Origin of the sequence: Streptomyces sp. NBC_00012 (assembly GCF_045040875.1) — a bacterium.
GTDB lineage: Bacteria > Actinomycetota > Actinomycetes > Streptomycetales > Streptomycetaceae > Streptomyces.
In genome coordinates this window covers 8,240,647-8,263,135 of the sequence record NZ_CP108309.1, presented here as the reverse complement: position 1 = coordinate 8,263,135, position 22,489 = coordinate 8,240,647, and the positions used below count along the sequence as shown (strand labels likewise).

Here is a 22,489-nt window from a genome sequence, read left to right as displayed (position 1 = left end):
GCCCAGGTCGGGGGAACCGGGTCGGTGTCAGCCGCTCCAGGTCCAGTCCGCCACCTCCGGCAGGTCCGTGCCGTGTTCACGGATCCAGGCGTGGTGGCGGGTGCGGACATCCGCCATCGCCTGGCGCACCGCCGCGGCGCGGACACCGAGGCCGGGCACCCTGTCGATGACGTCCATGACCAGCCGGTAGCGGTCCAGGTCGTTGCGGACCACCATGTCGAAGGGCGTCGTGGTGGTGCCCTCCTCCTTGTAGCCCCGCACATGCAGCTGCGCGTGGCCCGCGCGCCGGTAGGCGAGCCGGTGGATCAGCCACGGGTAACCGTGATAGGCGAAGATCACGGGGGTGTCCCTGGTGAACACCGCGTCGTACTCGGAATCCGGCATTCCGTGCGGGTGTTCCTCGCGGGGCAGCAACCGCGCCATGTCGACCACGTTGACCACCCGTACCGCCAGTTCCGGCAGGTGCCTGCGCAGCAGGTCGGCGGCGGCCAGCGTCTCCAGTGTGGGTACGTCGCCGGCGCAGGCGAGCACCACGTCGGGTGCGCGGCTGCCGTCCTCCGTGCCCGCCCACTCCCAGACGCCGGCGCCGCGGGCGCAGTGTGCGCGGGCCTGGTCGAGGGTGAGCCAGTCGAAGGACGGCTGTTTGCCGGCCACGATCACATTGACGTAGTCGCGGCTGCGCAGCGCATGGTCTGCGACGGAGAGCAGGGTGTTGGCGTCCGGTGGCAGGTAGACCCGTACGACCTCGGGGCTCTTGTTGAGGATGTGGTCGACGAAGCCCGGGTCCTGGTGGGAGAAGCCGTTGTGGTCCTGGCGCCAGACATGCGAGGTGAGCAGGTAGTTGAGCGAGGCGATGGGGCGGCGCCAGGCCAGCCTGCGGGAGGTCCTGAGCCATTTGATGTGCTGGTTGACCATCGAGTCGACGATGTGGGCGAACGCCTCGTAACAGGAGAAGAGGCCGTGCCGGCCGGTGAGGAGGTAGCCCTCCAGCCAGCCCTGACACAGGTGCTCGGAGAGCACCTCCATGACGCGTCCGTCGCGGGCGAGGTGTTCGTCGGTCGGCAGCGTCCGCTCCTGCCATGCCTTGGCGGTGGCACCATAGAGGGCGTCGAGCCGGTTCGAGGCGGTTTCGTCGGGGCCCACGACGCGGAAGTCGCGGCGCTCGGCGGTGGCGGCCATGACGGCCTCCAGCAGGCCGCCGAGCACCCGGGTCGGCTCGTGCAGCGCGGTGCCGGGCTTGTCGACCTCGACGGCGTGGTCGTCCAGTGGCGGGATCGGCAGATCGCGCAGGAGCAGACCGCCGTTGGCGTACGGGGTCGAGCCGAGCCGGGCGTCGTTCTCGGGGACACAGGCGAGCACCCGGGGGCCGGGCCGTCCCGACGCGTCGAAGAGTTCCTCGGGCCGGTAGGAGCGCATCCACTCCTCCAGCTGCCGCAGATGCTCCTGGTTGTCCCGGACACCGGGCAGTGGGACCTGGTGGGCGCGCCAGGTGCCCTCGACGGGCACCCCGTCGACCTCCACCGGCCCGGTCCAGCCCTTGGGGGTGCGCAGCACGATCATCGGCCAGTGCGGACGGCCGGTGTCGCCTCCGGTGCGGGCGGCGGCCTGGAGCTCCCCGATCCGGTCGACGGCCCGGTCCATCGCGGCGGCCATCGCCCGGTGCACGCTGAGGGGCTCGTCGCCGCCGACGTACAGGGGTTCGTGCCCGTAGCCGCGGAGCAGGGCGTCGAGCTCCGTCTCGGGAAGGCGGGCGAGCAGGGTGGGGTTGGCGATCTTGTAGCCGTTGAGGTGGAGGACCGGGAGGACGGCGCCGTCGTGCACCGGGTCGAGGAACTTGTTGGAGTGCCAGGACGCGGCGAGCGGTCCGGTCTCGGCCTCGCCATCGCCGATGACGCAGGTGACGAGCAGGTTCGGGTGGTCCAGGGCGGCCCCGTAGGCGTGGGTGAGTGCGTAGCCGAGCTCGCCGCCCTCGTGGATGGATCCGGGTGTCTCCGGTGCCACGTGGCTGGGCACCCCGCCGGGGAAGGAGAACTGCTTGAACAGCAGCCCCATGCCTTCGGCGTCACGGGTGACGTCGGGGTACGTCTGTGAGTAGCTGCCCTCCAGCCAGGAGTTGGCGAGGACGGCGGGTCCGCCGTGGCCGGGTCCCCAGACGCAGAGGCCCTGGATCCCGCGGGCCTTGATGACGCGGTTGAGGTGGGTGTGGACCAGGTTCAGTCCGGGCGAGGTGCCCCAGTGGCCGAGCAGACGCGGCTTGATGTCCTCCCGGGCGAGCGGCCGGGTCAGGAGCGGGTTGTCCATCAGGTAGATCTGGCCGACGGTGAGGTAGTTGGCGGCCCGCCAGTGGGCGTCGAGGGCCGCGATCTCGTCGTCGGACGGGCCGGACGGGCCGGACGTGACTGCCGGGCCGGGGGCGTTGCTCATGGTGTCTCCAGACGGGAGGCCCTATGGGCCGACGGGCTCGGGGCCGTACCAGACCGTGGTCGCGTTGCAGAATGCGCGGATGCCCTGCCCGGCGAGCTCACGTCCGTAGCCGGAGCGCTTCACACCGCCGAAGGGCAGTGCGGGGTGGGACGCCGTCATGCCGTTGAAGAAGACACCGCCGGCCTCCAGATCGCGCACGCAGCGACGCGCCTCTTCCGCGTCGCGGGTCCATACGTTGGAGCTGAGGCCGAAGGGGCTGTCATTGGCGAGCGCCACGGCTTCGGCCAGTCCGTCGACGCGGTAGAGGGAGGCTACGGGGCCGAAGGTCTCCTCGCGGTGGATGCGCATGGCGGGGGTGATCCCGGTGAGGACCGTGGGGGCGTAGAACCAGCCCCGCTCCAGTTCCGGGGCCAGGCCGTCGGGCCTGCCGCCTCCGCACAGCACTCTCGCGCCCCGCCGTACCGCGTCGTCCACCAGCTCCTCCAGGTCGGCGCGGCCCTGTTCGCTGGCGAGCGGTCCGACATCGGTGGATTCCTCCATCGGGTCGCCGACCGTCAGGTTGCTCATGCCCACGGCGAACCTTTCGGCGAACTCCTCGTACACCTCCGTGTGCACGATGAACCGTTTGGCGGCGATGCAGGACTGCCCGTTGTTCTGCACCCGTGCGGTCACGGCGGTGCGGGCGGCCCGGGCGACGTCCGCGGACGGCATGACCAGATACGGATCGCTGCCGCCCAGCTCCAGGACGGTGCGCTTCACCTCGTCGCCGGCGATCGACGCGACCGAGCGGCCCGCCGGTTCGCTGCCGGTGAGGGTGGCCGCGACGACCCGGCGGTCACGCAGGATCGCGTCGACCGCCCCCGAACCCACCAGCAGGCTCTGGAAGCAGCCCGCCGGAAATCCGGCCCGGCGGAACAGGCCCTCCAGATACATCGCCGTCTGCGGAACGTTGGAGGCGTGCTTGAGCAGGCCGACGTTGCCCGCCATGAGGGCCGGGGCGGCGAATCGTACGACCTGCCAGAGCGGGAAGTTCCACGGCATCACGGCGAGCACAGGACCGAGCGGCCGGTAGTGGACGTAGGCCCGGGAGGCGCCGGAGTCCCGCACATCGGCCGGGGACGGGTGCTGGTCCGCGAGGAGCTCCTCGGCGTGGGCCGCGTACCAGCGCATCGCCTTGGCGCATTTGGCGGCCTCCGCGCGGGCCGCCTTGACCGGTTTGCCCATTTCGATGGTCATGGTGCGCGCGATGTCCCGCTGGTCCTCGTCGAGCAGGACGGCGGCCTGGTTCAGCAGGCGGGCCCGCTCGGCGAACCCGGTGGTCCGGTACTGCCCGTACGCGGTGGCGGCGGCGTCGAGCCGCTGCTCGATCCCCGCCTCGTCGAGCGCTTCGAATCTTCTGAGGGTTTCGCCGTTCGCGGGATTGACCGTCGCGATGGGCATGGCCGTGTCCTCCTTGCCTCGGTCCTTCGACCGTGCCGTGCCGTACGCCGCGCCGCAACGCGGGCCCGCCGGGCGGACACCCGGCCGGCGCGGTCCGTTCGTGCGCTCTGCACGTCGTCCGCGCCGGGAGGGGGAAACGTCCAGCGGGTACGGATGGCGGCGGTGCCGGTCCCGGTTGGTCCGGCTCAGACGAGAGCCGGGTCGGATGCCGTCGCGGGCTCGGCTACGGGGGCGGCGGCCACTGCGGGCGGGCGCCGGAACTCGCGCACCCCGGGCAGCGGCGGGAGCTGTACCCGGTCGACGCTGTACGGCTCCTTGGCGTACCTGGTGAACCAGACGACCTTGCCCTCGGCCGTGCGGCAGGTGCCCCAGCTGTCGCTCAGGGCCATCACCCGGCTCAGGCCACCGCCGCCGTTGCTGAGCAGTCGCGGCATCCCGGAGCCGTTGTCGGCGACGGAGACCGTGAGATGCCGCCCGGACCAGCGGAGTTCGACGACGCAGTCGTTGTCGTCACCGACATGCCGGTGGACATTGGTCAGCAGCTCCTCCACACCCCGGCATACCGGCCGGATGTGGAGTTCGAGACTCCAGTGGCGGAGGTGCGCCGCGATTATTCGTCGCAGCTGGGACACACGCTCTGCCGAAACCTGGAGTTCGACCAGGTAGTGCCGGTCGAGTGGAACGGTCATCGTCGAGGCTCCTCACATCGAGGCCCACTGGCTTCGCCCCGTTGAACCAACGACCCCCGAACACGAAGAGTGAGCAGATGTCACTTCTGGGTCACTCCACAGCGTGACCCCGCAGAACCGGTCGCGCAACACAAAGGTCACCCGGCCGGTCGTCGAGCAGGGACCCGTCCGGCTCACAGGAGGTACGGCAGCAGTGTGTCCGGGGTGAGCGGGAGACTGCGCAGCCTGATACCGGTGGCATGCCGGACGGCGTTGCCCACGGCCGCCGCCGCGCCGACGATGCCGATCTCGCCGATGCCCTTGCTGCCCATAGGGTTGAGATGCGGATCCACCTCGTCGATCCAGTGCGCCTCGATCTCCGGCACGTCGGCGCAGGCCGGCACGTGATAGGAGGCGAGATCGCTCTCGGTGTGGTCGCCGAAGACGGGGTCCATGGTGGAGGCCTCGGTCAGCGCCATGCCGACCCCCATGGTCATGCCGCCGATGAACTGGGAGCGCGCGGTACGGGAGTTGAGAATGCGCCCGGCGGCGAAGACGCCGAGCATCCGGCGCAGCCGCACCTCTCCCGTCCGTGCGTGCACGGCGACTTCGGCGAAGTGGGCGCCGAACGCGTGGCGTGCGTACGGGGATTGCCCGGCGGTCTCCTGCTGGGTGTCGGCGGTGACGGTGAGCCCGTCGGCGGGGACCGGTCCGGTGCGCTCGCCCAACTGGCGCAGCAGCAGGGTGGACGCCTTGTGCACGGACCAGCCCCAGGAGGCGGTGCCCGACGATCCGCCCGCCAGCGGGGCGTCGGGCAGTTCGCTGCTGCCGATGTCCACCCGGATGTTCTCCACGGGGGTGGCCAGGACCTCGGCGGCGATCTGCGCGAGCACGGTGCGGGCACCGGTGCCGATGTCGGTGGCGTTGATCCGGATGCGGTACGAGCCGTCGGCGGCCGCGTGCGCCGAGGCGCTGGATGCGGCGATGTACACGGGGTACGTGGCGGCGGCGACGCCCGTACCGAGCAGCAGCGGCCCCTCCTCCCGGCTCGCGGGGCGCGGATCGCGGTCGTACCAGCCGAAGCGTGCGGCGCCCTTCTCCAGGCAGGCGGCCAGGCCGCGGCTGCTGAACGCGCGCCCGGAGTCCGGTTCGTTCGCCGGGTCGTTGCGGATGCGCAGTTCGACGGGGTCCATGCCGAGCGCCGAGGCGAGTTCGTCCATGGCGGATTCGAGCGCGTACATGCCCGGGGCTTCGCCCGGTGCGCGCATCCAGGAGGGGCTCGGCACGTCCAGGGCGACGACCCGGTGGGCGGTGCGGCTGGTGGCGGAGCCGTACATGATCCGGGCCGGTACGGCCGCCTGCTCCACGAACTCCTTGATGGTGGAGGTGTGGGTGATGCTCTCGTGGTCGACCGCGGTGAGGGTGCCGTCGAGTTCGGCGCCGAGCCTGATGTGCTGGATGGTGGGGGCGCGGTGGCCGACCAGGGCGGCCAGCTGGCGGCGGGGCAGCGCGATCTTGACGGGGCGGCCGGTGTGGCGCGCGGCCATGGCGGCCAGCACGGCCTGCGGGCGTGGGGTGCCCTTGGACCCGAAGCCGCCGCCGACGTGCTCGGAGACGGCGGTGATCTGATGCGGCCGGAGTCCGAAGGCGGTGGCGAGGCTGTCGCGGACCGTGGTGGAGCCCTGGCTGGAGTCGTGGACGGTCAGATGTCCGTCGTCGTCCCACCGCGCCGTCGTGGCGTGCGGCTCCATGGGGTGGTTGTGCAGGGCCCCGACGGTGTAGGTGGCGTCGACCTGTACGGGTGCCGTGGCGAAGGCCCGGTCGGTGTCGCCGCGTTCCCGGACGGCGGGGTAGCCGCCGTTGACCGTCTCCGGGGTGTACAGGCCGGGGTGGTCCTCGGTCAGCAGGACGTCGTGGCTGTCGGTCTCGTACGTGATCCGCAGTGCCTCGGCCGCGGCGCGGGCGCCCTCCGGGGTGTCGGCCACCACGAGCGCGACGGGCCAGCCCCGGTGCGGGACCCGGTCGTTCTGGAGGACGGCGAGGATCGGGTCGTCCGGCTCCTTCAGCCGCGGCGCGTTGTGGTGGGTGAGCACGGCGTGCACGCCCGGCAGGGCCAGCGCCTCGTCCGCGTGGACCGCGTCGACGCGGCCGCGGGCGATCGTGGCGGGAACCGGCCGCCCGTACAGACACCCCGGCGGGGTGTGCTCGGCGGCGTAGCGGGCGGTGCCCATGACCTTGTCCCGGCCCTCACGGCGGACGACGGGGGTGCCCAGTGGTGACGGGGCCTGACTCATGACGGGGTCCTCACGGCGGGGGGCGTTGGTGCGGTTGCTCGGCCGGCGGCGCGGCGGCTTCGGAACGGGGCGCTCAGCTGTCGGCGGCGAGTTCGGCGAGTGCGTCGACGGCCAGGTTGCGGGCGAGTCCGACCTTGAACGCGTTCTCGCGCAGCGGCCGGGCCGCGGCGAGCTCGGCGTCCACCGCCCGCTCGAAGGTCTCGTCGGTGGCCGGTGCGCCCCGGAGCAGGTCCTCGGCGGCCCGTGCGCGCCAGGGCCGGTGGGCGAGCCCGCCGAAGGCCAGCGCGGCATGCTCGATCCGGCCGCCGCGGACGCTGAGTACGGCGGCGACGGACGCGAGGGCGAAGGCGAAGGAGGCGCGGTCGCGGGCCTTGCGGTAGAGGGAGGCGGCACCTTCCGGGCGCGGTGGCAGGACCAGCTCGGTGATGAGTTCGTCCGGCCGGATCTCGGTGTCCCGGTCGGGGGTGTCGCCCGGCAGGCGGTGGAACCCGGTGGCGGGCACGGTCCGCCCGCCGTCCGGTCCGTGCAGGTGGACGGCGGCGTCGAGGACGCAGAGGGCGACGGCCATGTCGGACGGATGGGTGGCGACGCAGTGCGCGGAGTGGCCGAGTACGGCGAGGTCGCGCTGGGCGCTGTCGAGGGCGGGGCAGCCGGTGCCGGGTTCCCGTTTGTTGCACGGCTTGGAGGTGTCCTGGAAGTACGGGCAACGGGTGCGCTGAAGAAGGTTGCCGCCGGTCGTGGCGGTGTTGCGGAGCTGCCCGGAGGCGCCGGACAGCAGGGCCTGGGACAGGACGGGGTAGCGGGTGCGTACCGCGGGATGGGCGGCGAGGTCGCTGTTGCGCACGGTCGCGCCGATCCGAAGGCTGCCGTCCTCGGTGTCGGTCACGTGGTCCAGCGGCAGCCGGCTGATGTCGATGAGCCGGTCCGGGGCCGCGACGCCGAGCTTCATCAGGTCGACGAGGTTGGTGCCGCCGCCGAGGAACACGGCGCCCGGGTGGGCCGCGCGCTCGCGGACCGCTTCCTCGGCGGACCGGGCGCGGAGATAGGCGAAGGGTTTCACAGCGCCACGTCCTCGATCGCCTCGACGATGCGGGGGTAGGCGCCGCAGCGGCACAGGTTGCCGCTCATCCGCTCGCGGATCTCGTCGGCGTCGAGCGGCACCTGGGCCGCTGCCGGTGCCCTGCGGGCGGTGACATGGGAGGGGAAGCCGTCCGCCGCCTCGCCGAGCATGCCGACCGCCGAGCAGAGCTGGCCGGGGGTGCAGTAGCCGCACTGCAGCGCGTCACGGTCCAGGAAGGCCTCCTGGAGGGGGTGGAGCCGGTCGCCGTCGGCGAGGCCCTCGACGGTGGTGATGGCGGCGCCGTCGTGGGCGACGGCGAGCAGCAGGCAGCTGTTGGCGCGCCGGCCCTCGACGATGACGGTGCACGCCCCGCACTGTCCGTGGTCACAGCCCTTCTTCGCGCCGGTGAGGCCGAGGTGCTCGCGCAGGGCGTCCAGGACGGTTGTGCGGTGATCGAGCGTGAGCGTCCGCTCGGTTCCGTTGATCTGCAGGGTCAGGGTGGAACGGTCACCGGTTGCTCCGGGCTGTTGCGCACCGTCGTCCCGCCCGTGAGAGGGGTCCACGCACTCGCACCTTTCAGGAGTGGCCTTTTGTCCGCTTTCTACCAGACACGTGAGGGCTTCCCGCTCCATTGCTCCGCCGCCGGGCCGCGCCCCGCCGGCCCATCGGCCTACCGGCTCGCCAGACGCAGTCGAACCTCTTCCTCCTGGTCGCCCGAGACGGTCCCGACGACGGTCACGTCGAAGGCGTGCGCCAGGCTCTGCCGGAGCCGCTCCACCGCCCAGTAGCCGCCCTGCACGTCGACGCTCACGGGTGCGCCCAGCGCGACCGGGCCGGAGACCACCCGCGCCTCGGTGACGTCGACGGTCACCACCCATGCGGTGGGGCGCCTGCCCGCGACGTCCTGCGGCACGTCGACCGAGGCCCGGTCGGTGGTGAACGCGGCCCGCAGCACATCGAAGACCATCCGTGCGTCGGCCTTCTCGCATCCGCTGATGACGACCGAGACCTCCTCGGTGTACCCGCTGTCCTCCGTCTGCTTCTCCTTGATGGTGTTCACCGCGCTTCCTTCCGCTCCGCGCCCCTGGGGCGATTCGGGGATGTCTCCAGGCTCACCCCGCGGCAGGGCGACGGCGACACGAGACCACCGGGATTCGAACGGATCGCGACCCTCCGGAGCGAAACACCTTTCAGGTCATATCCACTTAAAACATGAATTCATGTGAATTATTGAGTGAGGGCTCCGCCTCGGGGTATCCGGCAAGCATGGACGTTTCGAACGCAGACCTGAGTTCGCTGGCCGTCACCTTCGCCGACGGGCGGGGCGCCACCGGGTCGGTGATGGGCATTGTCGGAGTGGTTCTGGTGGCCGTACTGATCGGCGCCTTCTGGCTCGGACAGCGGCGCCGCGACCAGGAACTGCCACCACCCCGCCCCGACGAGCAGCCACCGCGGCCGGACCACCGCAGCCACGTCGAGGAACGCGATGTGCACGGCGACGACCACTTCCCGCCCGACCGCCGGGGCCTTTCGCCGTACGAACTCGGTGACCACGGGAACGAGCCCATCCCCCGCGAGACCGACGAGCGGCGCGACTGACCCCGCGGACCTTCCCCGCACCGGCGGTCCGCGGTGGGGCATCGCGTGTTGCGGGGCGACTGCCTGCGGTGAGGCTGGTGTGGGCCCGCCGGCCACGGGCGTACCCAGACCTCGGAACCGATGAAGGCAGTAGGACCATGACCGGAAGCCACCCGGGGAAGGCGTCGACACCGGCGCCGCTGACCGGATCCGCAGCGCCCTGCTGGGTCAACCTCATGACCCGTGACCGGGGAGCGGCGCAGGAGTTCTACGGCACGGTGCTGGGGTGGACCTTCCGTCCGGGCAAGCTGGGGCAGGAGTTCTCGGTCGCGCGCCGGGGCGACGTACCGGTCGCCGGCATCGGCGCGGTGGCGACCGCCTACCGGATGGCCGTGGCCTGGACGCCGTACTTCTCCGTCCCCGACGCCGACGCGGCGGCCTCACGCATCCGTGAGCGCAGCGGCACGGTCGCCGTGGGGCCGATGGCACTCGGCAAGGGGCGCGGGGCGCTCGCGGCGGACCGGGACGGTGCGGTGTTCGGGATCTGGGAGCGGACCGAGCCCGCGACCTCGCCGCCCGCGCCGGACGGCCATTCGCACGCCTGGCTGCGTCTGCACACCAGGAACGCCTTCGACGCCGCGATCTTCTACGGGCAGGTGCTCGACTGGGCGAGCGGGCGCCCGGGATGCTGCGAGGTGTCGTACGAGGGGGACGAGGTCATCGTCGAGTGCGACGGGCGCCGGCTGTTCCGGATCAGCTCCGGCGCGGTGGAGGCGGCGCCCGATCCCCTGGTCCGCCCGCACTGGCAGGTGCACTTCCCGGTCACCGATGTGGTGGCCACGGTCGCGACGGCGCGGGAGCACGGCGGCAGCCTGGTCGAGCAGCGGGCGCTGGCGCAGGGCACGGAGGCGACCCTGCTCGACCCGGACGGCGGCCTTTTCACGGTCACGGACGTCCCCGGGCTCGCGGCGGACGGTCCCGGCTGACCCGGTCGGCCCCTCGTCGGCCGCCGGTCATTTCCCGCGTACGGACGAGGACCGGGCCCGCGCCCAGGCCGGGTAGACGAACCAGCAGATCAGGAACCACAGCGCCATCGCGCCGACCAGCCACAGCGCGACGGAGTTGTGCAGGGCCACCCGCAGGATGAGCAGCAGGGTGGAGCACATGGTGCAGAACAGCAGGAAGAGCCCGAGCACGGTCATCCGTGACGCCCAGGCGACCGTCTGCGGCTTGAGCCGCCGCCCGGTGAGCAGCCGGTGGTACGAGACGGGCCCGATCAGGGCGGCGGCGGTGGCCGACCCCAGCATCACCGTGACCACGTAGATGGTGCGGTCGGTGTCCGAGAGCCCGGCGAAGCGGGGCTGGAAGACGACGGCGAGCAGAAAGCCGAACAGGATCTGGACGCCGGTCTGGGCCACGCGCAGTTCCTGGAGCAGATCGGTCCATCGCCGGTCCGCCCGTTCCTCGGGCGTCTCGTCGCGGCCGTCGTCGTGGCCCGGACTGTCGGGAAGACGTGCTGTCGAGGTCACCGGGGGCCTCCGTCCGAATACCCGGAGTGCTTGGGCTTTCTCCCCTCCCCCACCGTAACCGGTCACCGGGGCCGGACAGTGGCCGGATTCGTCCGCCCGCACCTCGACGATCAGTTCGACCTCACCTAGGATTTTGGGTACGGCATCGCGCGTCGGTCACCGGCCGGGTGAGGCGTGGAGGTGCCCGTGAGATGCCTGTTGGAGGCATTCCACAGTGTCAGTCGAGTTGAATCACACCATCATCCACTCCCGGGACAACCGGAAGTCCGCGGAGTTCCTGGCGGACATACTGGGGCTCGAAGTCGGCGAGGAGTGGGGCCCGTTCATACCGGTCACCACCGCGAACGGCGTCACACTGGACTTCGCGACCATTCCCGAAGCCTCGATCACCATGCAGCACTACGCCTTCCTCATCTCGGAAGCGGAGTTCGACACGGCGTACGCCCGCATCAAGGAGCTCGGGGTCACGTACTTCGCGGATCCGCACCGGAAGCATCCGGGCGAGATCAACCACAACGACGGCGGCCGGGGCGTGTACTTCCTCGATCCCGCCGGTCATGCCATGGAGATCATCACGCGGCCGTACGGCGGATTCCCCTCGTAACACGGCGTCCTGAGAAGGGGGTTCGGCCGGGGCTCGTGCACGCGTCCCGGCCCGACCCCCTTCGTCCGGGATCAGGTGACCGGCAGCAGCAGCTCGGGCCGGTCCCACATCACCGCGGGCGGGGCGGCTGCCAGGGTGCCGGTCCGCCGGGCACCCATACTCCGGTAGAAGCCCTCGGCGGGCGGGTGCGAGACGACGCGGACCCCGGTGAGACCGGCGCGCTCCGCCTCCTGGCGCAGATGCCCGATGAGGAGCCGCCCGATGCCGAGTCCCTGCGCATCGTCGGCGACGAACATCAGGTCGAGTTCCGGCGGATCGAGAACGAGCGAGTAGAAGCCCAGCACCCGCTCGGTGCCGGGCTCCACGGCCGCGAAGACCCGATGGGTCTCGATGTAGTCGGGACCCACCCGGTATCCGGCGACCATGGCGGCGTAGTGCCCCTCGTAGGCGCGGGACGTCCTGACCAGCCGGGTGAGCCGCTTGGCGTCCCGGGCGGTGGCACGCCTGATGCCCACGGTCTCCCGCAGCTCCCCGTCGCGCCGGCGCGTAACGCTCGATGTCATGGACGGAGTATTACGTATCCGGCCGGCGGACACCCACCCGCGAGCCGGCCGGGACTCCCCGGCCCCGGCTCAGGACGGATCGCGCGCCGCGCGCCACTCGTCGACCATGGCATCGATGTCGAACGGCTTGAGGTTCAGCGGCGGGCCCGGCGGCGGCCGCCTGACGGCCGCCGCGATCCTCTCGTTGACCTCGGACAGCATGCGCCGCACCTCGGCCTCCGTCCGCGCCCCGGACACGGATTCGGCCACGTCCTCCGCCTGCCTGCGCAGGGCCAGGGCCGGCGGGAGCACCGAGACCCCCTCGCGCTGAAGTTTCTGCTTGATCCACCAGTTCTCGTCGTAGGGAGCCCCGATACCGTCGAGCGGCTTGCCGAACCCCGGCAGCTGCGAGATGTCGCCACGCTGTTCGGACTCCCGGATCTGCTTGTCGACCCATGATTCGAAGCTGACGCCCGCAGGCTTGCGCTCGGTCAACGTACGCCCCTCTCGGAGGATTCGTAATCCGGTCCCTTCACCATACCCAGGGGCCCGTGGGGCGCCCGGTGGCCTCACGGACCCGCCATCCGCAACCCCCTTCGGCACGAGGCCGCTTCGGGACCGGGCAACCGCTTCAGTGCGCGTGTCCGGCGGGCGCCCCGGTCCGGCTCTCCTGGGCTCCGCCGCCGTCGTTCCCCGCTTCCGCCACGCGGACGGTGAAGGCCGCGGTGCGCACCTTGCCCTCGTGCTTGAAGTCGAGGAAGAGCCGGTACGTTCCGGCACTGGGTGCCGTCGCGGTGAAAGACACCACCGGCCCCGGGCCGCCCTCGTTCGGGTGGACGTGCAGATAGGCCAGGTCGCCCGAGCGCAGCGCGACGAGGTGACCGTAAGCACCGAGGTAGGGCTGGAGATCGGTGACGGGACGGCCGTTCCTGCTGACGGTCAGCTTCAGTTCGCCGCTCCGGCCGGACCGGAGATCGCCGCCGAGCGCGACGCGGTAGCCGTCCACCTCGACGGTGGCGTCCGGGGCCGGGAGAGCGGCTGGGCGGTAGGCACCGGATACGGCCAGATCCGCGCCCAGCGTGAGGTTCTCGGCACCCGCTGCCGCCGGGGTGAAGTCGGCGAACACCCGGTAGCCGCCGGCATCGGGAAGGTCGACGGGGGTCGACCAGGTGCCATCGGCCGCGCGGACCGGGTGCAGGTGCCGGTACTGGGTGAGGTCGGTGGAGGCGAGGATGAAGTGCAACTCCTTGCCGTGTTCACGCTGGTAGGCGGTGACCTTGCGCCCGCTCTCGTCCTTGACGGCGAACCGGATCTCGGCCCGGTCCCCGGCCCGGACCGTTGGCGTCGCCAGATCCAGCGTGTAGCCGCCCTCGGAGATCTGCAGCCCGCCGGGCACCTGGTCCGCCGCCGCCTTCGGCCCGCCTTCCTCTCCCCCGCCGTGACCACCGTGCTGCTGCGCGGGGCGGTCCTCCGCGGCCACCAGCGGATCGACGCCCCTGCCCACTCCGTACGCGGTCCCGAAGGTCGCGGCGAGCGCAGCGGCGAAGGCGGTGATCTTCAGTGCGTTGTTCATGACGGTCTCCTCCATCGGGTCGACCGGGAGGCAGCGCTTCCCGACGCCTCACAACATACCCCCTGGGGGTATCAAGTCAACCCCGGAGCGCACCATCGCCCCGCCTCAGGCGGGCACCACCAGTCCGGCACGCAGTCGCTCCACCGCGACTTCGGGAATGCGCAGACCGTCGCGCACATACCCGTCGAGTCCGCCCCACCTCTCGTCCATCGCGTCCAGCGCCGTGTCGAGGTAGCGGGGACGGACCCCGGTGATCGCGGCAGCGGTCTCCGGATCCCCGCCCGCGTCGAGGAAGTCCTGTACGTACGGCGCGAAGGCGACCCGTACCACCGGATCGACCGCGAGGAACTCGGCGCGCACGACGTCGCGCGACGCGCCGAGCATCATCAGGAGCAGGGCGGCGGCCCAGCCGGTCCGGTCCTTGCCCGCCGTGCAGTGGAACAGCACCGGGCGGGCACGGTCGTCGGCGACCGTCTCGACGAAGGCCCGGTAGGCGGCGCACGCGGCCGGCGAGAGCACCATCTGCCGGTAGGTGTCCGCGAACAACCCCGCCGCCTTCCCGCCGCCCAGCAGCTGCTCCGCGGCGACGGGATCGGCGAGCAGGGCGCGCAGCCGGGCGGGCGCCACGCCCGGGTTGCCCCCGAGCACATCGGCGACGAACAGCCGCGCCCCCGGCGGCAGCCGGTCCGGGGCCGCGGCGCGCTCGTCGGCGGTCCGCAGATCGACGACGGTACGGATGCCGAGTGCGGCCACCTGCGAGTCCTGCGCCGCATCGAGCCCACTGAGCTGACCGGACCGCAGCGCGACGCCGGCCCGGACCCGATGGTCCGGCCCCAGGGCGATACCGCCCAGGTCACGCAGGTCGAGGATGGTGGATGCCGGGACGGCCCTGGCGGTCTGCACGATGAAATTCCCCTTTTCCCGACGCGTATCCGAATTCATTCGGTTTTGCCGGATCAAACGTCGCACGCAGTCGGGAAATCGACAAAGTAAAACGCCGGAAGGCATCGATCGGCGGCACCTGAAGGGATAAAGAAAATGTGAAATTGCAACCGCCCCCACCCAGGTCAGGGGCCACATCACACCAATAGCGGCGTGTTCCGCGAATCCCGGCTCGAAGGGCAACGCCGATCGGCGCACGGACCGCCACGACGTCCCTCGAATTTCCGGACCGCGATTCCCGCCGGGGAACGGAACGGACTGGGCCGCGGAATGCTCGCGCTCAGAGCACGACGACGGTGACCTCGGTCGCCTTGACGCTCGTCCATACGGCGGTCCCCTCGACGAGACCCAGCTCGGTCGCCGCTTCAGGGGTGATCTCGGCGACCAGGTCAGGCGCCTCACCGGAGGCGATCACCACCCGGAGCCTGCTCCCGACGGCGAGGAGTTCGCGCACCGTTCCGGACCAGACGTTGCGGGGGCTCCCGCCCGGCCTGTCGTGGTGCACGGAGACCGCTTCGGGCGCGATGATCGCGAGGGCGGCCGTCCCCTCGGCGGGCGCGTCCGCCACGACCAGCCGTCCGCCGCCCGCGAGCGCCAGGGTGCCGTCGGGCGCGGCGGTGCCGGGCCAGGCGTTACGGCCGAGCATCCGGGCCACCCAGGGCGAGCGGGGATTCCGGGCGACCTCGGCCGGCGGCGCGTCCTGGAGCGTGCGGCCTTCGTCGAGCACCAGCACCCGGTCGGCCAGTGAAACCGCTTCGACGGGGTCGTGGGTGACGATCAGGCAGACGCCGCCGAACCCGGCGAGATGGGTGCGCAGGGTGTGCCGGACATGGGCGCGGGTGGTCTGGTCGAGTGCGGCGAGCGGCTCGTCGAGCAGCAGCAGCCAGGGGCGGGCGGCGAGTGCCCTGGCCAGTGCCACGCGCTGGGCCTGGCCGCCGGAGAGCTGGGCGGGCCTGCGGTGGGCGAGGTGGCCGACGCCCAGCCGGTCGAGCCACCGCTGCGCCTCGCGGCGGGCCTCCGCGCGGGCGACACCGTGGGCCCGGAGCCCATACGCCGTGTTCGTCAGCGCGCTCAGGTGCGGGAAGAGCGCGCCGTCCTGCGGCACCCAGGCGACCTGGCGGCGGTGCGGGGGCAGCTCGGTGACGTCGGTGTCGCCGAGGCGCAGCCGGGCCCGGGCGCGCGGGGTCAGGCCGAGGAGCGCGCGTAGCAGGGTCGTCTTGCCCGCACCGTTGGGGCCGACGACGGCGATCGTGGTACCGGGCGCCGCGTCGAGGGTCAGCCGGTCGAAGCCGGTGACCTCGGCGTGCAGCGCCCGCTGTTCACTCGGGACCGGGGGCGCCTCGTGGCCCGTTCGGGCCTCCGGGGCCGTGTCGGCCGTATCGTCCGCCACGGGTCGCCCGCCGTGTGCGCGGTCATGCGGTGTTCCGGTCCAGCGCCCGCGCAGAGTGATCAGTACGGCCATGGCGATGGCGAGCAGCAGCAGCGATACGGAGGTGGCGGCCTCCGGGGAGTCCTGGAGCAGCAGGTAGACCTGGAGGGGAAGCGTCTGGGTGGTACCCGGCAGATTGCCGGCGAAGGTGATGGTGGCACCGAACTCACCGAGGGCCCGCGCCCAGGTGAGGGCGGCGCCGGCGGCGAGCCCGGGGGCGACCATCGGGAGGGTGACGGTGAAGAACACCCGCACCGGTGAGGCCCCCAGGGACGCCGCGGTCTCCTCGTACGCGGGACGCAGTCCCGCGAGTGCGCCTTCGAGGCTGATGACGAGGAACGGCATCGCGACGAAGGTCGCCGCGACCACCGCGCCCGAGGTGTGGAAGGGCAGTGTGATCCCGAAGGTGTCCTCCAGCCAGGGGCCCAGCAGTCCCCGGCGGCCGAAACCGAGCAGGAGTGCCACGCCTCCGACGGTGGGCGGCAGCACCATCGGGAGCAGCACCAGGGAGCGGACGAACGCCTTGCCGGGGAAGTCGGTCCGGGCCAGCAGCCAGGCCAGCGGCACCCCGAGCAGCAGCGAGAGGCCGAGCGCCCAGAAGGAGACCAGCAGGGACAGCCTGAGCGCCTGGGTGACTCCCGGGCTGGTCAGGTGGGTGCCGAGGTCGGCCCAGGACGTACGGGCCAGAATGCCGAACAGCGGAATCAGCAGGAACGCCACGGCGAGCAGCGCGGGGATCGCCAGGGCGACGGGTGTGCGCACGCCGGGCACCCGGCTGCGGAGGGCTCTCATCGGGGGTTCCCGGGATCGGTCGGTTCGGACGGGGGCGCTCACGCTCCCCCGGCCGGCCGGCCTGACTGCGGCCGGCCGGATCGCGGGACTACGGCTGCTGGAAGCCCGCCGACCGCAGGATCTTCTGCGCCTGCGGGGTGCTGAGCCACTTCACGAACGCCGTGGCGGCCTCGGTGTTCTTGGACTGTCGCAGCGTAGCCGCCGGGTAGGAGGCCACGGCGTTCTGCGCGTCGGGGATGTCGACGGCGTCGACCTTGTCGGTGGCCGTGGCGGCGTCGGTCCGGTAGACGATGCCCGCGTCGGCCTCGCCGAGTTCGACCTTGCTGAGGACCGCGCGGACGTTGGGCTCCTGGGAGACCGGCTTGACGTCGAGCTTCTGGGCGTCGAGGACCTGCTTGCTGTAGCGGCCGACCGGCACCTCGGGTGCGGCCAGGACGACCTTCAGCCCGGGGTCCGTCAGGTCCTTCAGGCCCGCGATCTTCTCCGGATTGCCCTCGCGGGTGGCGATGACGAGGCGGTTCTTGGCGATGACGGTGGACGTCGCCGTGTCGGACTTCAGCCCGTCCATCGTCTTGGTGTCGGCGGTGACGAGGGCGTCGGCGGGCGCGCCCTGCTTCACCTGGGCGGCGAGCTCCTGGGAGCCGGCGAAGGAGAACGTCACCTTCGTGCCCGGGTGCTCCTTCTCGTACGCGGCGCCCGCGGTCTTGAACACGTCGGTGAGCGAGGCGGCGGCCAGCACGGTCAGCCGGGCCCCGGACGGCGCCGGCTTCCCGATGGCATCCTTCTCGCTGTCGTCGCCGCTGCCGCACGCGGCGAGCGGGAGGAGCAGTGCGGCGGTGATGACCGCGGCGGCGGTGCGCCGCCCGGTGAGGGTGGTCGGCATGGTCCGGTGACTCCTTGAAGTTGATGCGTGCCGTGGGTGACGCGCAGTCAGACGCGGTCGATGTGCACGCTGGTGGACTTCACGCGAGCGGTGGCCTGCATGCCCACCTCCAGCCCCAGTTCCTCTACGGCCTCGCGGGTGAGCAGCGACACCAGCCGGTGCGGGCCTGCCTGGATCTCCACCTGGGCCGCGACGTCGCCGAGTTTCACCGCGGTGACGATGCCCGGGAAGGCGTTGCGGGCCGAGGTGTACGAGGCCTCGTCCTCGCCGCCCGCTCCCTGGCCCACCTCGATGGAGAAGGCGGCCAGGTCACGGCCGTCGATGAGCCTGCGGCCGCTCTCGTCGCGGTGGGTGGCGACCCTCCCGGCGTCCGCCCAGCGGCGGGCGGTGTCGGGGCTGACCCCCAGCAGGCGTGCCGCCTGGCCGATTGTGTAGGACTGCATGTGCGACAAGATATTCGAGTCATCCTCGCAGCTGCAATCCATCCGAGTGATCCGTGGAGCAAATGCCAGGTGCATTGGAGGAATCACCGAACGCCCGGGGCGGGACCGGGCCGGGCCGGCTACGCGGCGGTGGGTGCAGGATCAAGTGCGCTCGGAGAGGGCAAGGTCACAAGCGGAACCCCTGCGGCCCTCAAGTGCCCTGACCTAGCATCTGGGCATGACGGTCCTGCCTGCCGACGGGCTTTCGTTGGCCGCCGAATTCCCCGCCCCCGCCCATGAGCACTGGCAACACCTCGTCGAAGGTGTGCTGCGCAAGTCGGGCAAAGGGGCTGCGGGTTCGGCCGCCGAGGAAGCACTGTCCACCACGGTGGAGGACGGGCTCATCACCCGCCCCCTCTACACCTCGCGCGACAGCGCGCCCGATGCCGGATATCCGGGCTTCGCTCCCTTCACCCGCGGCAGCAAGGCCGAGGGAAACGCGGCGGGCGGCTGGGACGTACGGCAGCGGCACACCCTGCCGGATCCCGCGCGTCTCAACGAGGCGGTGCTCGCCGATCTGGAGAACGGCGTCACCTCCCTCTGGCTGACCGTGGGCGGTGCCGCGGGTGTGCCGGTGTCCGCACTGTCGGGGGCCCTGGACGGCGTCTACCTGGATCTGGCTCCCGTGGTGCTCGACGCCGGCGACGAGACCGATGCCGCGGCGACGGAGCTGCTGCGGATCTGCGCTCAGCGGGGCATCGACCTGGGGAGCGTGCGCGGCAACCTCGGCGCGGACCCGTTCGGGCAGTCCGCCCGCAGCGGCGCCGAGCCCGACCTGTCGGCCGCGGTGCACTGGGCGCGGCGGTGCGCACGGGAGTTTCCCGGGCTGCGGGCGCTGACCGTCGACGCACTGCCGTACCACGAGGCCGGCGGTTCGGCGGCCGAGGAGCTGGGCGCCTCGCTGGCGACCGGCGTGGCCCTGCTGCGGGCGCTGACGGACGCCGGGCTGTCGGCCGAGGACGCCTGCGGGCAGCTGGAGTTCCGGTACGCGGCGACCGCCGACCAGTTCCTGACCATCGCCAAGCTGCGGGCCGCGCGCCGTCTGTGGTCCCGGGTGACCGAGGTGTGCGGGGCCGCCGACGCCGGGGCGCAGCGCCAGCACGCGGTGACGTCGTCGGTGATGATGACGCGGCGCGATCCGTGGGTGAACATGCTGCGCACGACGCTGGCATGTCTGGGGGCGGGGGTCGGCGGCGCCGACTCCGTCACCGTGCTGCCGTTCGATCACGCGCTGGGCCTGCCGGACGCGTTCGCCCGGCGCATCGCCCGTAACACTTCGACGATCCTGCTGGAGGAGTCACACCTGGCCCGGGTGATCGACCCGGCCGGCGGTTCCTGGTACGTGGAGCGGCTCACCGCCGAACTCGCCGACGCCGCCTGGTCGTTCTTCCAGGACATCGAGCGGTCCGGCGGTCAGGCCGCCGCGCTCGGCTCGGGGATGATCGGCGAGCGTCTCGCGGCCACCTGGGCGGCGCGCAGCAAGGATCTGGCGCGCCGCAAGGAGCCGATCACCGGGGTCAGCGAGTTCCCGCAGCTGGCGGAGCGACCGGTGGAGCGCGAACCGGCCCCGGCCGGACCGGCAACGGCCTCGGGCGGTCTGCCCAGGGTCCGCCGGGACGAGGCGTTCGAGGCGCTGCGCGCCCGGTCGGACGCGCACCTCGCGGCGACCGGGCAGCGGCCGAAGGTCTTCCTCGCCGCGATCGGCCCCGCCGCGGCGCACACCGCGCGGGCGTCGTTCGCCGCCAACCTCTTCCAGGCGGGCGGCATCGAGCCGGTCCACGACCCGGTCTCGGTCGACGCCGCTTCGGCCGCCGGCGCGTTCAGGGCCGGCGGGGCGACCGTGGCGTGCCTCTGCTCCAGCGACGCGCTCTACGCCGAGCAGGCCGAGGCGGTCGCCGGGGCGCTGCGCTCGGCTGGCGCGGAGCGGGTGTTCCTGGCCGGGCGGCCCGGCGAGTACGCCGGCGTCGACGAGTACGTCTTCGCGGGCTCCGATGTGGTGGCCGTGCTCTCCTCCCTTCTCGACCGTATGGATGTGGCGTAATGCGTATCCCCGACTTCTCCGGCATCGAGCTCGGTCCGGGCGGCGCCGCCGAGGTGTCCGAGGACCAGTGGCGCGCCTCGGTGAAGGAGTCCTCCGGCAGTTCCGACGGCGATCTGCTGTGGGAGACCCCGGAAGGCATCGCGGTCAAGCCGCTGTACACCGGGCGCGACCTCGAAGGGCTCGACTTCCTCGGCACGTATCCGGGCATCGCCCCGTATCTGCGGGGTCCGTACCCGACGATGTACGTCAACCAGCCCTGGACGATCCGGCAGTACGCCGGGTTCTCCACGGCCGAGGAGTCCAACGCCTTCTACCGCCGCAACCTCGCTGCCGGGCAGAAGGGTCTCTCCGTCGCCTTCGACCTGCCGACCCACCGCGGCTACGACAGCGACCACCCGCGGGTGACCGGCGACGTCGGCATGGCGGGCGTGGCGATCGACTCGATCTACGACATGCGACAGCTCTTCGACGGCATCCCGCTGGACCGGATGTCGGTGTCGATGACGATGAACGGCGCGGTGCTCCCCGTACTGGCGCTGTACATCGTGGCCGCGGAGGAACAGGGCGTCGGGCCCGAGAAGCTGGCCGGGACCATTCAGAACGACATTCTGAAGGAGTTCATGGTCCGCAACACCTACATCTATCCGCCGAAGCCCTCGATGCGGATCATCTCCGACATCTTCGCGTACACCTCGCAGAAGATGCCGCGCTACAACTCGATCTCCATCTCCGGCTATCACATCCAGGAGGCGGGTGCGACGGCCGATCTGGAGCTGGCGTACACCCTCGCGGACGGGGTGGAGTACCTCCGGGCCGGCCGGGACGCCGGTCTCGACGTGGACGCTTTCGCACCGCGGCTGTCGTTCTTCTGGGCGATCGGCATGAACTTCTTCATGGAGATCGCGAAGCTGCGGGCGGCCCGGCTGCTCTGGGCCAAGCTGGTCAAGGAGTTCGAGCCGAAGAACGCCAAGTCGCTTTCGCTGCGCACGCATTCGCAGACCTCGGGGTGGTCGCTGACCGCGCAGGACGTGTTCAACAACGTCACCCGGACCTGCGTGGAGGCGATGGCCGCCACCCAGGGGCACACGCAGTCGCTGCACACCAACGCGCTCGACGAGGCGCTCGCCCTGCCGACCGACTTCTCCGCCCGGATCGCCCGCAACACCCAGCTGCTGCTCCAGCAGGAGTCGGGTACCGGCCGGGTGATCGACCCGTGGGGCGGCAGCGCGTACGTGGAGAAGCTGACGTACGACCTGGCGCGCCGGGCCTGGCAGCACATCGAGGAGGTCGAGGCGGCGGGCGGCATGGCGCAGGCCATCGACGCGGGCATCCCGAAGCTCCGGGTGGAGGAGGCCGCGGCCCGTACCCAGGCCCGGATCGACTCCGGACGCCAGCCGGTGATCGGGGTGAACAAGTACCGGGTGGAGAGCGACGAGCAGATCGATGTGCTGAAGGTCGACAACTCCTCGGTGCGCGCCCAGCAGATCGAGAAGCTGCGCCGGCTGCGCGAGGAGCGCGACGAGGCCGCCTGCCAGGCGGCGCTGCGGGCGCTGACGGCCGCGGCCGAACGTGACCCCGGCCCCGGCCTCGAAGGCAATCTGCTGGCACTGGCCGTGGACGCGGCACGCGCGATGGCCACCGTGGGCGAGATCTCGGACGCCCTGGAGAAGGTGTACGGGAGGCATGCGGGCCAGATCCGTACGATCTCCGGTGTGTACCGCAACGAGGCAGGTGAATCCCCTTCCGTGGACCGGACCCGGGCGCTGGTGGACAGGTTCGAGGAGGCCGAGGGGCGCCGTCCGCGCATCCTGGTCGCCAAGATGGGACAGGACGGCCACGACCGCGGCCAGAAGGTGATCTCGACCGCCTTCGCGGACCTGGGCTTCGACGTGGACGTCGGCCCGCTGTTCCAGACGCCGGCCGAGGTGGCACGGCAGGCGGTGGAGGCGGACGTGCACATCGTGGGCGTCTCCTCGCTGGCCGCCGGGCACCTCACGCTGGTGCCGGCGCTCCGCGAGGAGCTGGCGGCCGAGGGGCGCGAGGACATCATGATCGTGGTGGGCGGGGTGATTCCGCCGCAGGACGTCGAGGCGCTGCACGAGGCGGGCGCGACGGCCGTGTTCCCGCCCGGCACGGTGATCCCGGATGCGGCGTACGACCTGGTGACGCGGCTCGGTGCCGCGCTCGGCCACGAGCTGTGAGCCGCTG

At 71.8% G+C, this 22,489-nt stretch carries 20 protein-coding genes; 5 read left to right on the top strand and 15 right to left on the bottom strand.

Going from position 1 to position 22,489, the window contains the following annotated elements; genetic code table 11:
• Window positions 1-27 precede the first annotated feature (27 nt).
• From OHA19_RS37220 to OHA19_RS37190, 7 genes are all read right to left on the bottom strand, one after another.
• Window positions 28-2,424 (bottom strand): phosphoketolase, encoded by a 2,397-nt coding sequence (locus OHA19_RS37220; protein WP_405708742.1) that lies wholly within the window; start codon window positions 2,422-2,424, stop codon window positions 28-30.
• A 21-nt stretch (window positions 2,425-2,445) separates the two neighbouring features.
• The gene (locus OHA19_RS37215; protein ID WP_405753076.1) at window positions 2,446-3,864 is read right to left on the bottom strand and encodes an NADP-dependent succinic semialdehyde dehydrogenase; all 1,419 of its coding nucleotides are present in this window, start codon (window positions 3,862-3,864) and stop codon (window positions 2,446-2,448) included.
• A 185-nt stretch (window positions 3,865-4,049) separates the two neighbouring features.
• The gene (locus OHA19_RS37210; RefSeq protein WP_405708748.1) at window positions 4,050-4,553 is read right to left on the bottom strand and encodes an ATP-binding protein; all 504 of its coding nucleotides are present in this window, start codon (window positions 4,551-4,553) and stop codon (window positions 4,050-4,052) included.
• A 173-nt stretch (window positions 4,554-4,726) separates the two neighbouring features.
• Window positions 4,727-6,826, bottom strand: a complete 2,100-nt coding sequence (locus tag OHA19_RS37205) for a xanthine dehydrogenase family protein molybdopterin-binding subunit (RefSeq protein ID WP_405708751.1) — start codon at window positions 6,824-6,826, stop codon at window positions 4,727-4,729.
• Between the two features lie 73 nt (window positions 6,827-6,899).
• Window positions 6,900-7,886 (bottom strand): FAD binding domain-containing protein, encoded by a 987-nt coding sequence (locus OHA19_RS37200; protein ID WP_405708754.1) that lies wholly within the window; start codon window positions 7,884-7,886, stop codon window positions 6,900-6,902.
• Window positions 7,883-8,449: a 2Fe-2S iron-sulfur cluster-binding protein gene (locus tag OHA19_RS37195; protein WP_405708757.1), complete on the bottom strand. Its 567-nt coding sequence runs from the start codon at window positions 8,447-8,449 to the stop codon at window positions 7,883-7,885. Before OHA19_RS37195 ends, OHA19_RS37200 begins: the two co-directional genes overlap by 4 nt.
• Window positions 8,450-8,556: 107 nt before the next feature.
• Window positions 8,557-8,946, bottom strand: a complete 390-nt coding sequence (locus OHA19_RS37190; protein WP_405708760.1) for a hypothetical protein — start codon at window positions 8,944-8,946, stop codon at window positions 8,557-8,559.
• A gap of 206 nt (window positions 8,947-9,152) precedes the next feature.
• Between OHA19_RS37190 and OHA19_RS37185 the strand changes: the two genes are divergently transcribed.
• Both OHA19_RS37185 and OHA19_RS37180 read left to right on the top strand, forming a co-directional pair.
• A complete protein-coding gene (locus OHA19_RS37185; protein WP_405708763.1) occupies window positions 9,153-9,485 on the top strand; it encodes a DUF6479 family protein in 333 nt (110 codons plus the stop codon).
• A gap of 137 nt (window positions 9,486-9,622) precedes the next feature.
• Window positions 9,623-10,450 carry a VOC family protein gene (locus tag OHA19_RS37180; RefSeq protein ID WP_405708765.1) on the top strand — a complete coding sequence of 276 codons (828 nt, stop codon included), beginning with the start codon at window positions 9,623-9,625 and terminating at the stop codon, window positions 10,448-10,450.
• 27 nt (window positions 10,451-10,477) lie between these two features.
• Here the strand turns inward: OHA19_RS37180 and OHA19_RS37175 are convergent, their stop codons facing one another.
• Complete coding sequence (locus OHA19_RS37175) at window positions 10,478-10,993, bottom strand: DUF6328 family protein (protein WP_405708768.1); 516 nt, start codon at window positions 10,991-10,993, stop codon at window positions 10,478-10,480.
• A 214-nt stretch (window positions 10,994-11,207) separates the two neighbouring features.
• On the opposite strand from OHA19_RS37175, the gene OHA19_RS37170 reads away from it, so the two are divergent.
• A complete protein-coding gene (locus OHA19_RS37170) occupies window positions 11,208-11,597 on the top strand; it encodes a VOC family protein (protein WP_405708771.1) in 390 nt (129 codons plus the stop codon).
• Window positions 11,598-11,668: 71 nt separating this feature from the next.
• On the opposite strand, the gene OHA19_RS37165 is transcribed toward OHA19_RS37170, so the two are convergent.
• The 7 genes from OHA19_RS37165 to OHA19_RS37135 form a co-directional block, all read right to left on the bottom strand.
• Window positions 11,669-12,160 (bottom strand): GNAT family N-acetyltransferase, encoded by a 492-nt coding sequence (locus tag OHA19_RS37165; RefSeq protein ID WP_405708774.1) that lies wholly within the window; start codon window positions 12,158-12,160, stop codon window positions 11,669-11,671.
• A gap of 69 nt (window positions 12,161-12,229) precedes the next feature.
• Entirely contained in the window at window positions 12,230-12,634 is a 405-nt protein-coding gene (locus OHA19_RS37160) for a DUF1992 domain-containing protein (protein WP_405708777.1), read from the bottom strand.
• A 136-nt stretch (window positions 12,635-12,770) separates the two neighbouring features.
• Window positions 12,771-13,712 carry a hypothetical protein gene (locus OHA19_RS37155; protein WP_405708780.1) on the bottom strand — a complete coding sequence of 314 codons (942 nt, stop codon included), beginning with the start codon at window positions 13,710-13,712 and terminating at the stop codon, window positions 12,771-12,773.
• Window positions 13,713-13,817: 105 nt separating this feature from the next.
• Window positions 13,818-14,615, bottom strand: a complete 798-nt coding sequence (locus OHA19_RS37150; RefSeq protein ID WP_405708783.1) for a tyrosine-protein phosphatase — start codon at window positions 14,613-14,615, stop codon at window positions 13,818-13,820.
• A gap of 319 nt (window positions 14,616-14,934) precedes the next feature.
• The gene (locus OHA19_RS37145; RefSeq protein ID WP_405708786.1) at window positions 14,935-16,875 is read right to left on the bottom strand and encodes an ABC transporter permease; all 1,941 of its coding nucleotides are present in this window, start codon (window positions 16,873-16,875) and stop codon (window positions 14,935-14,937) included.
• Between the two features lie 88 nt (window positions 16,876-16,963).
• The gene (modA, locus tag OHA19_RS37140; RefSeq protein ID WP_405708789.1) at window positions 16,964-17,758 is read right to left on the bottom strand and encodes a molybdate ABC transporter substrate-binding protein; all 795 of its coding nucleotides are present in this window, start codon (window positions 17,756-17,758) and stop codon (window positions 16,964-16,966) included.
• Window positions 17,759-17,805: 47 nt separating this feature from the next.
• Window positions 17,806-18,201: a molybdopterin-binding protein gene (locus OHA19_RS37135; RefSeq protein WP_405708792.1), complete on the bottom strand. Its 396-nt coding sequence runs from the start codon at window positions 18,199-18,201 to the stop codon at window positions 17,806-17,808.
• Window positions 18,202-18,418: 217 nt separating this feature from the next.
• Between OHA19_RS37135 and mutA the strand changes: the two genes are divergently transcribed.
• Window positions 18,419-20,281, top strand: a complete 1,863-nt coding sequence (mutA, locus tag OHA19_RS37130) for a methylmalonyl-CoA mutase small subunit (protein ID WP_405708795.1) — start codon at window positions 18,419-18,421, stop codon at window positions 20,279-20,281.
• The gene (gene scpA / locus OHA19_RS37125) at window positions 20,281-22,482 is read left to right on the top strand and encodes a methylmalonyl-CoA mutase (protein WP_405708798.1); all 2,202 of its coding nucleotides are present in this window, start codon (window positions 20,281-20,283) and stop codon (window positions 22,480-22,482) included. The genes mutA and scpA overlap by 1 nt, the downstream gene beginning before the upstream one ends.
• Window positions 22,483-22,489 lie beyond the last annotated feature (7 nt).

What these genes read in the sequence shown, in the direction of transcription:
- OHA19_RS37145 (WP_405708786.1), bottom strand. Translation starts at nt 16,875, where the DNA reads ATGAGAGCCCTCCGCAGCCGGGTGCCCGGCGTGCGCACACCCGTCGCC.
- OHA19_RS37185 (WP_405708763.1), top strand. Translation starts at nt 9,153, where the DNA reads ATGGACGTTTCGAACGCAGACCTGAGTTCGCTGGCCGTCACCTTCGCC.
- OHA19_RS37210 (WP_405708748.1), bottom strand. Translation starts at nt 4,553, where the DNA reads ATGACCGTTCCACTCGACCGGCACTACCTGGTCGAACTCCAGGTTTCG.
- OHA19_RS37155 (WP_405708780.1), bottom strand. Translation starts at nt 13,712, where the DNA reads ATGAACAACGCACTGAAGATCACCGCCTTCGCCGCTGCGCTCGCCGCG.
- OHA19_RS37220 (WP_405708742.1), bottom strand. Translation starts at nt 2,424, where the DNA reads ATGAGCAACGCCCCCGGCCCGGCAGTCACGTCCGGCCCGTCCGGCCCG.
- modA (WP_405708789.1), bottom strand. Translation starts at nt 17,758, where the DNA reads ATGCCGACCACCCTCACCGGGCGGCGCACCGCCGCCGCGGTCATCACC.
- OHA19_RS37215 (WP_405753076.1), bottom strand. Translation starts at nt 3,864, where the DNA reads ATGCCCATCGCGACGGTCAATCCCGCGAACGGCGAAACCCTCAGAAGA.
- OHA19_RS37180 (WP_405708765.1), top strand. Translation starts at nt 9,623, where the DNA reads ATGACCGGAAGCCACCCGGGGAAGGCGTCGACACCGGCGCCGCTGACC.
- OHA19_RS37165 (WP_405708774.1), bottom strand. Translation starts at nt 12,160, where the DNA reads ATGACATCGAGCGTTACGCGCCGGCGCGACGGGGAGCTGCGGGAGACC.
- scpA (WP_405708798.1), top strand. Translation starts at nt 20,281, where the DNA reads ATGCGTATCCCCGACTTCTCCGGCATCGAGCTCGGTCCGGGCGGCGCC.
- OHA19_RS37205 (WP_405708751.1), bottom strand. Translation starts at nt 6,826, where the DNA reads ATGAGTCAGGCCCCGTCACCACTGGGCACCCCCGTCGTCCGCCGTGAG.
- mutA (WP_405708795.1), top strand. Translation starts at nt 18,419, where the DNA reads ATGACGGTCCTGCCTGCCGACGGGCTTTCGTTGGCCGCCGAATTCCCC.
- OHA19_RS37135 (WP_405708792.1), bottom strand. Translation starts at nt 18,201, where the DNA reads ATGCAGTCCTACACAATCGGCCAGGCGGCACGCCTGCTGGGGGTCAGC.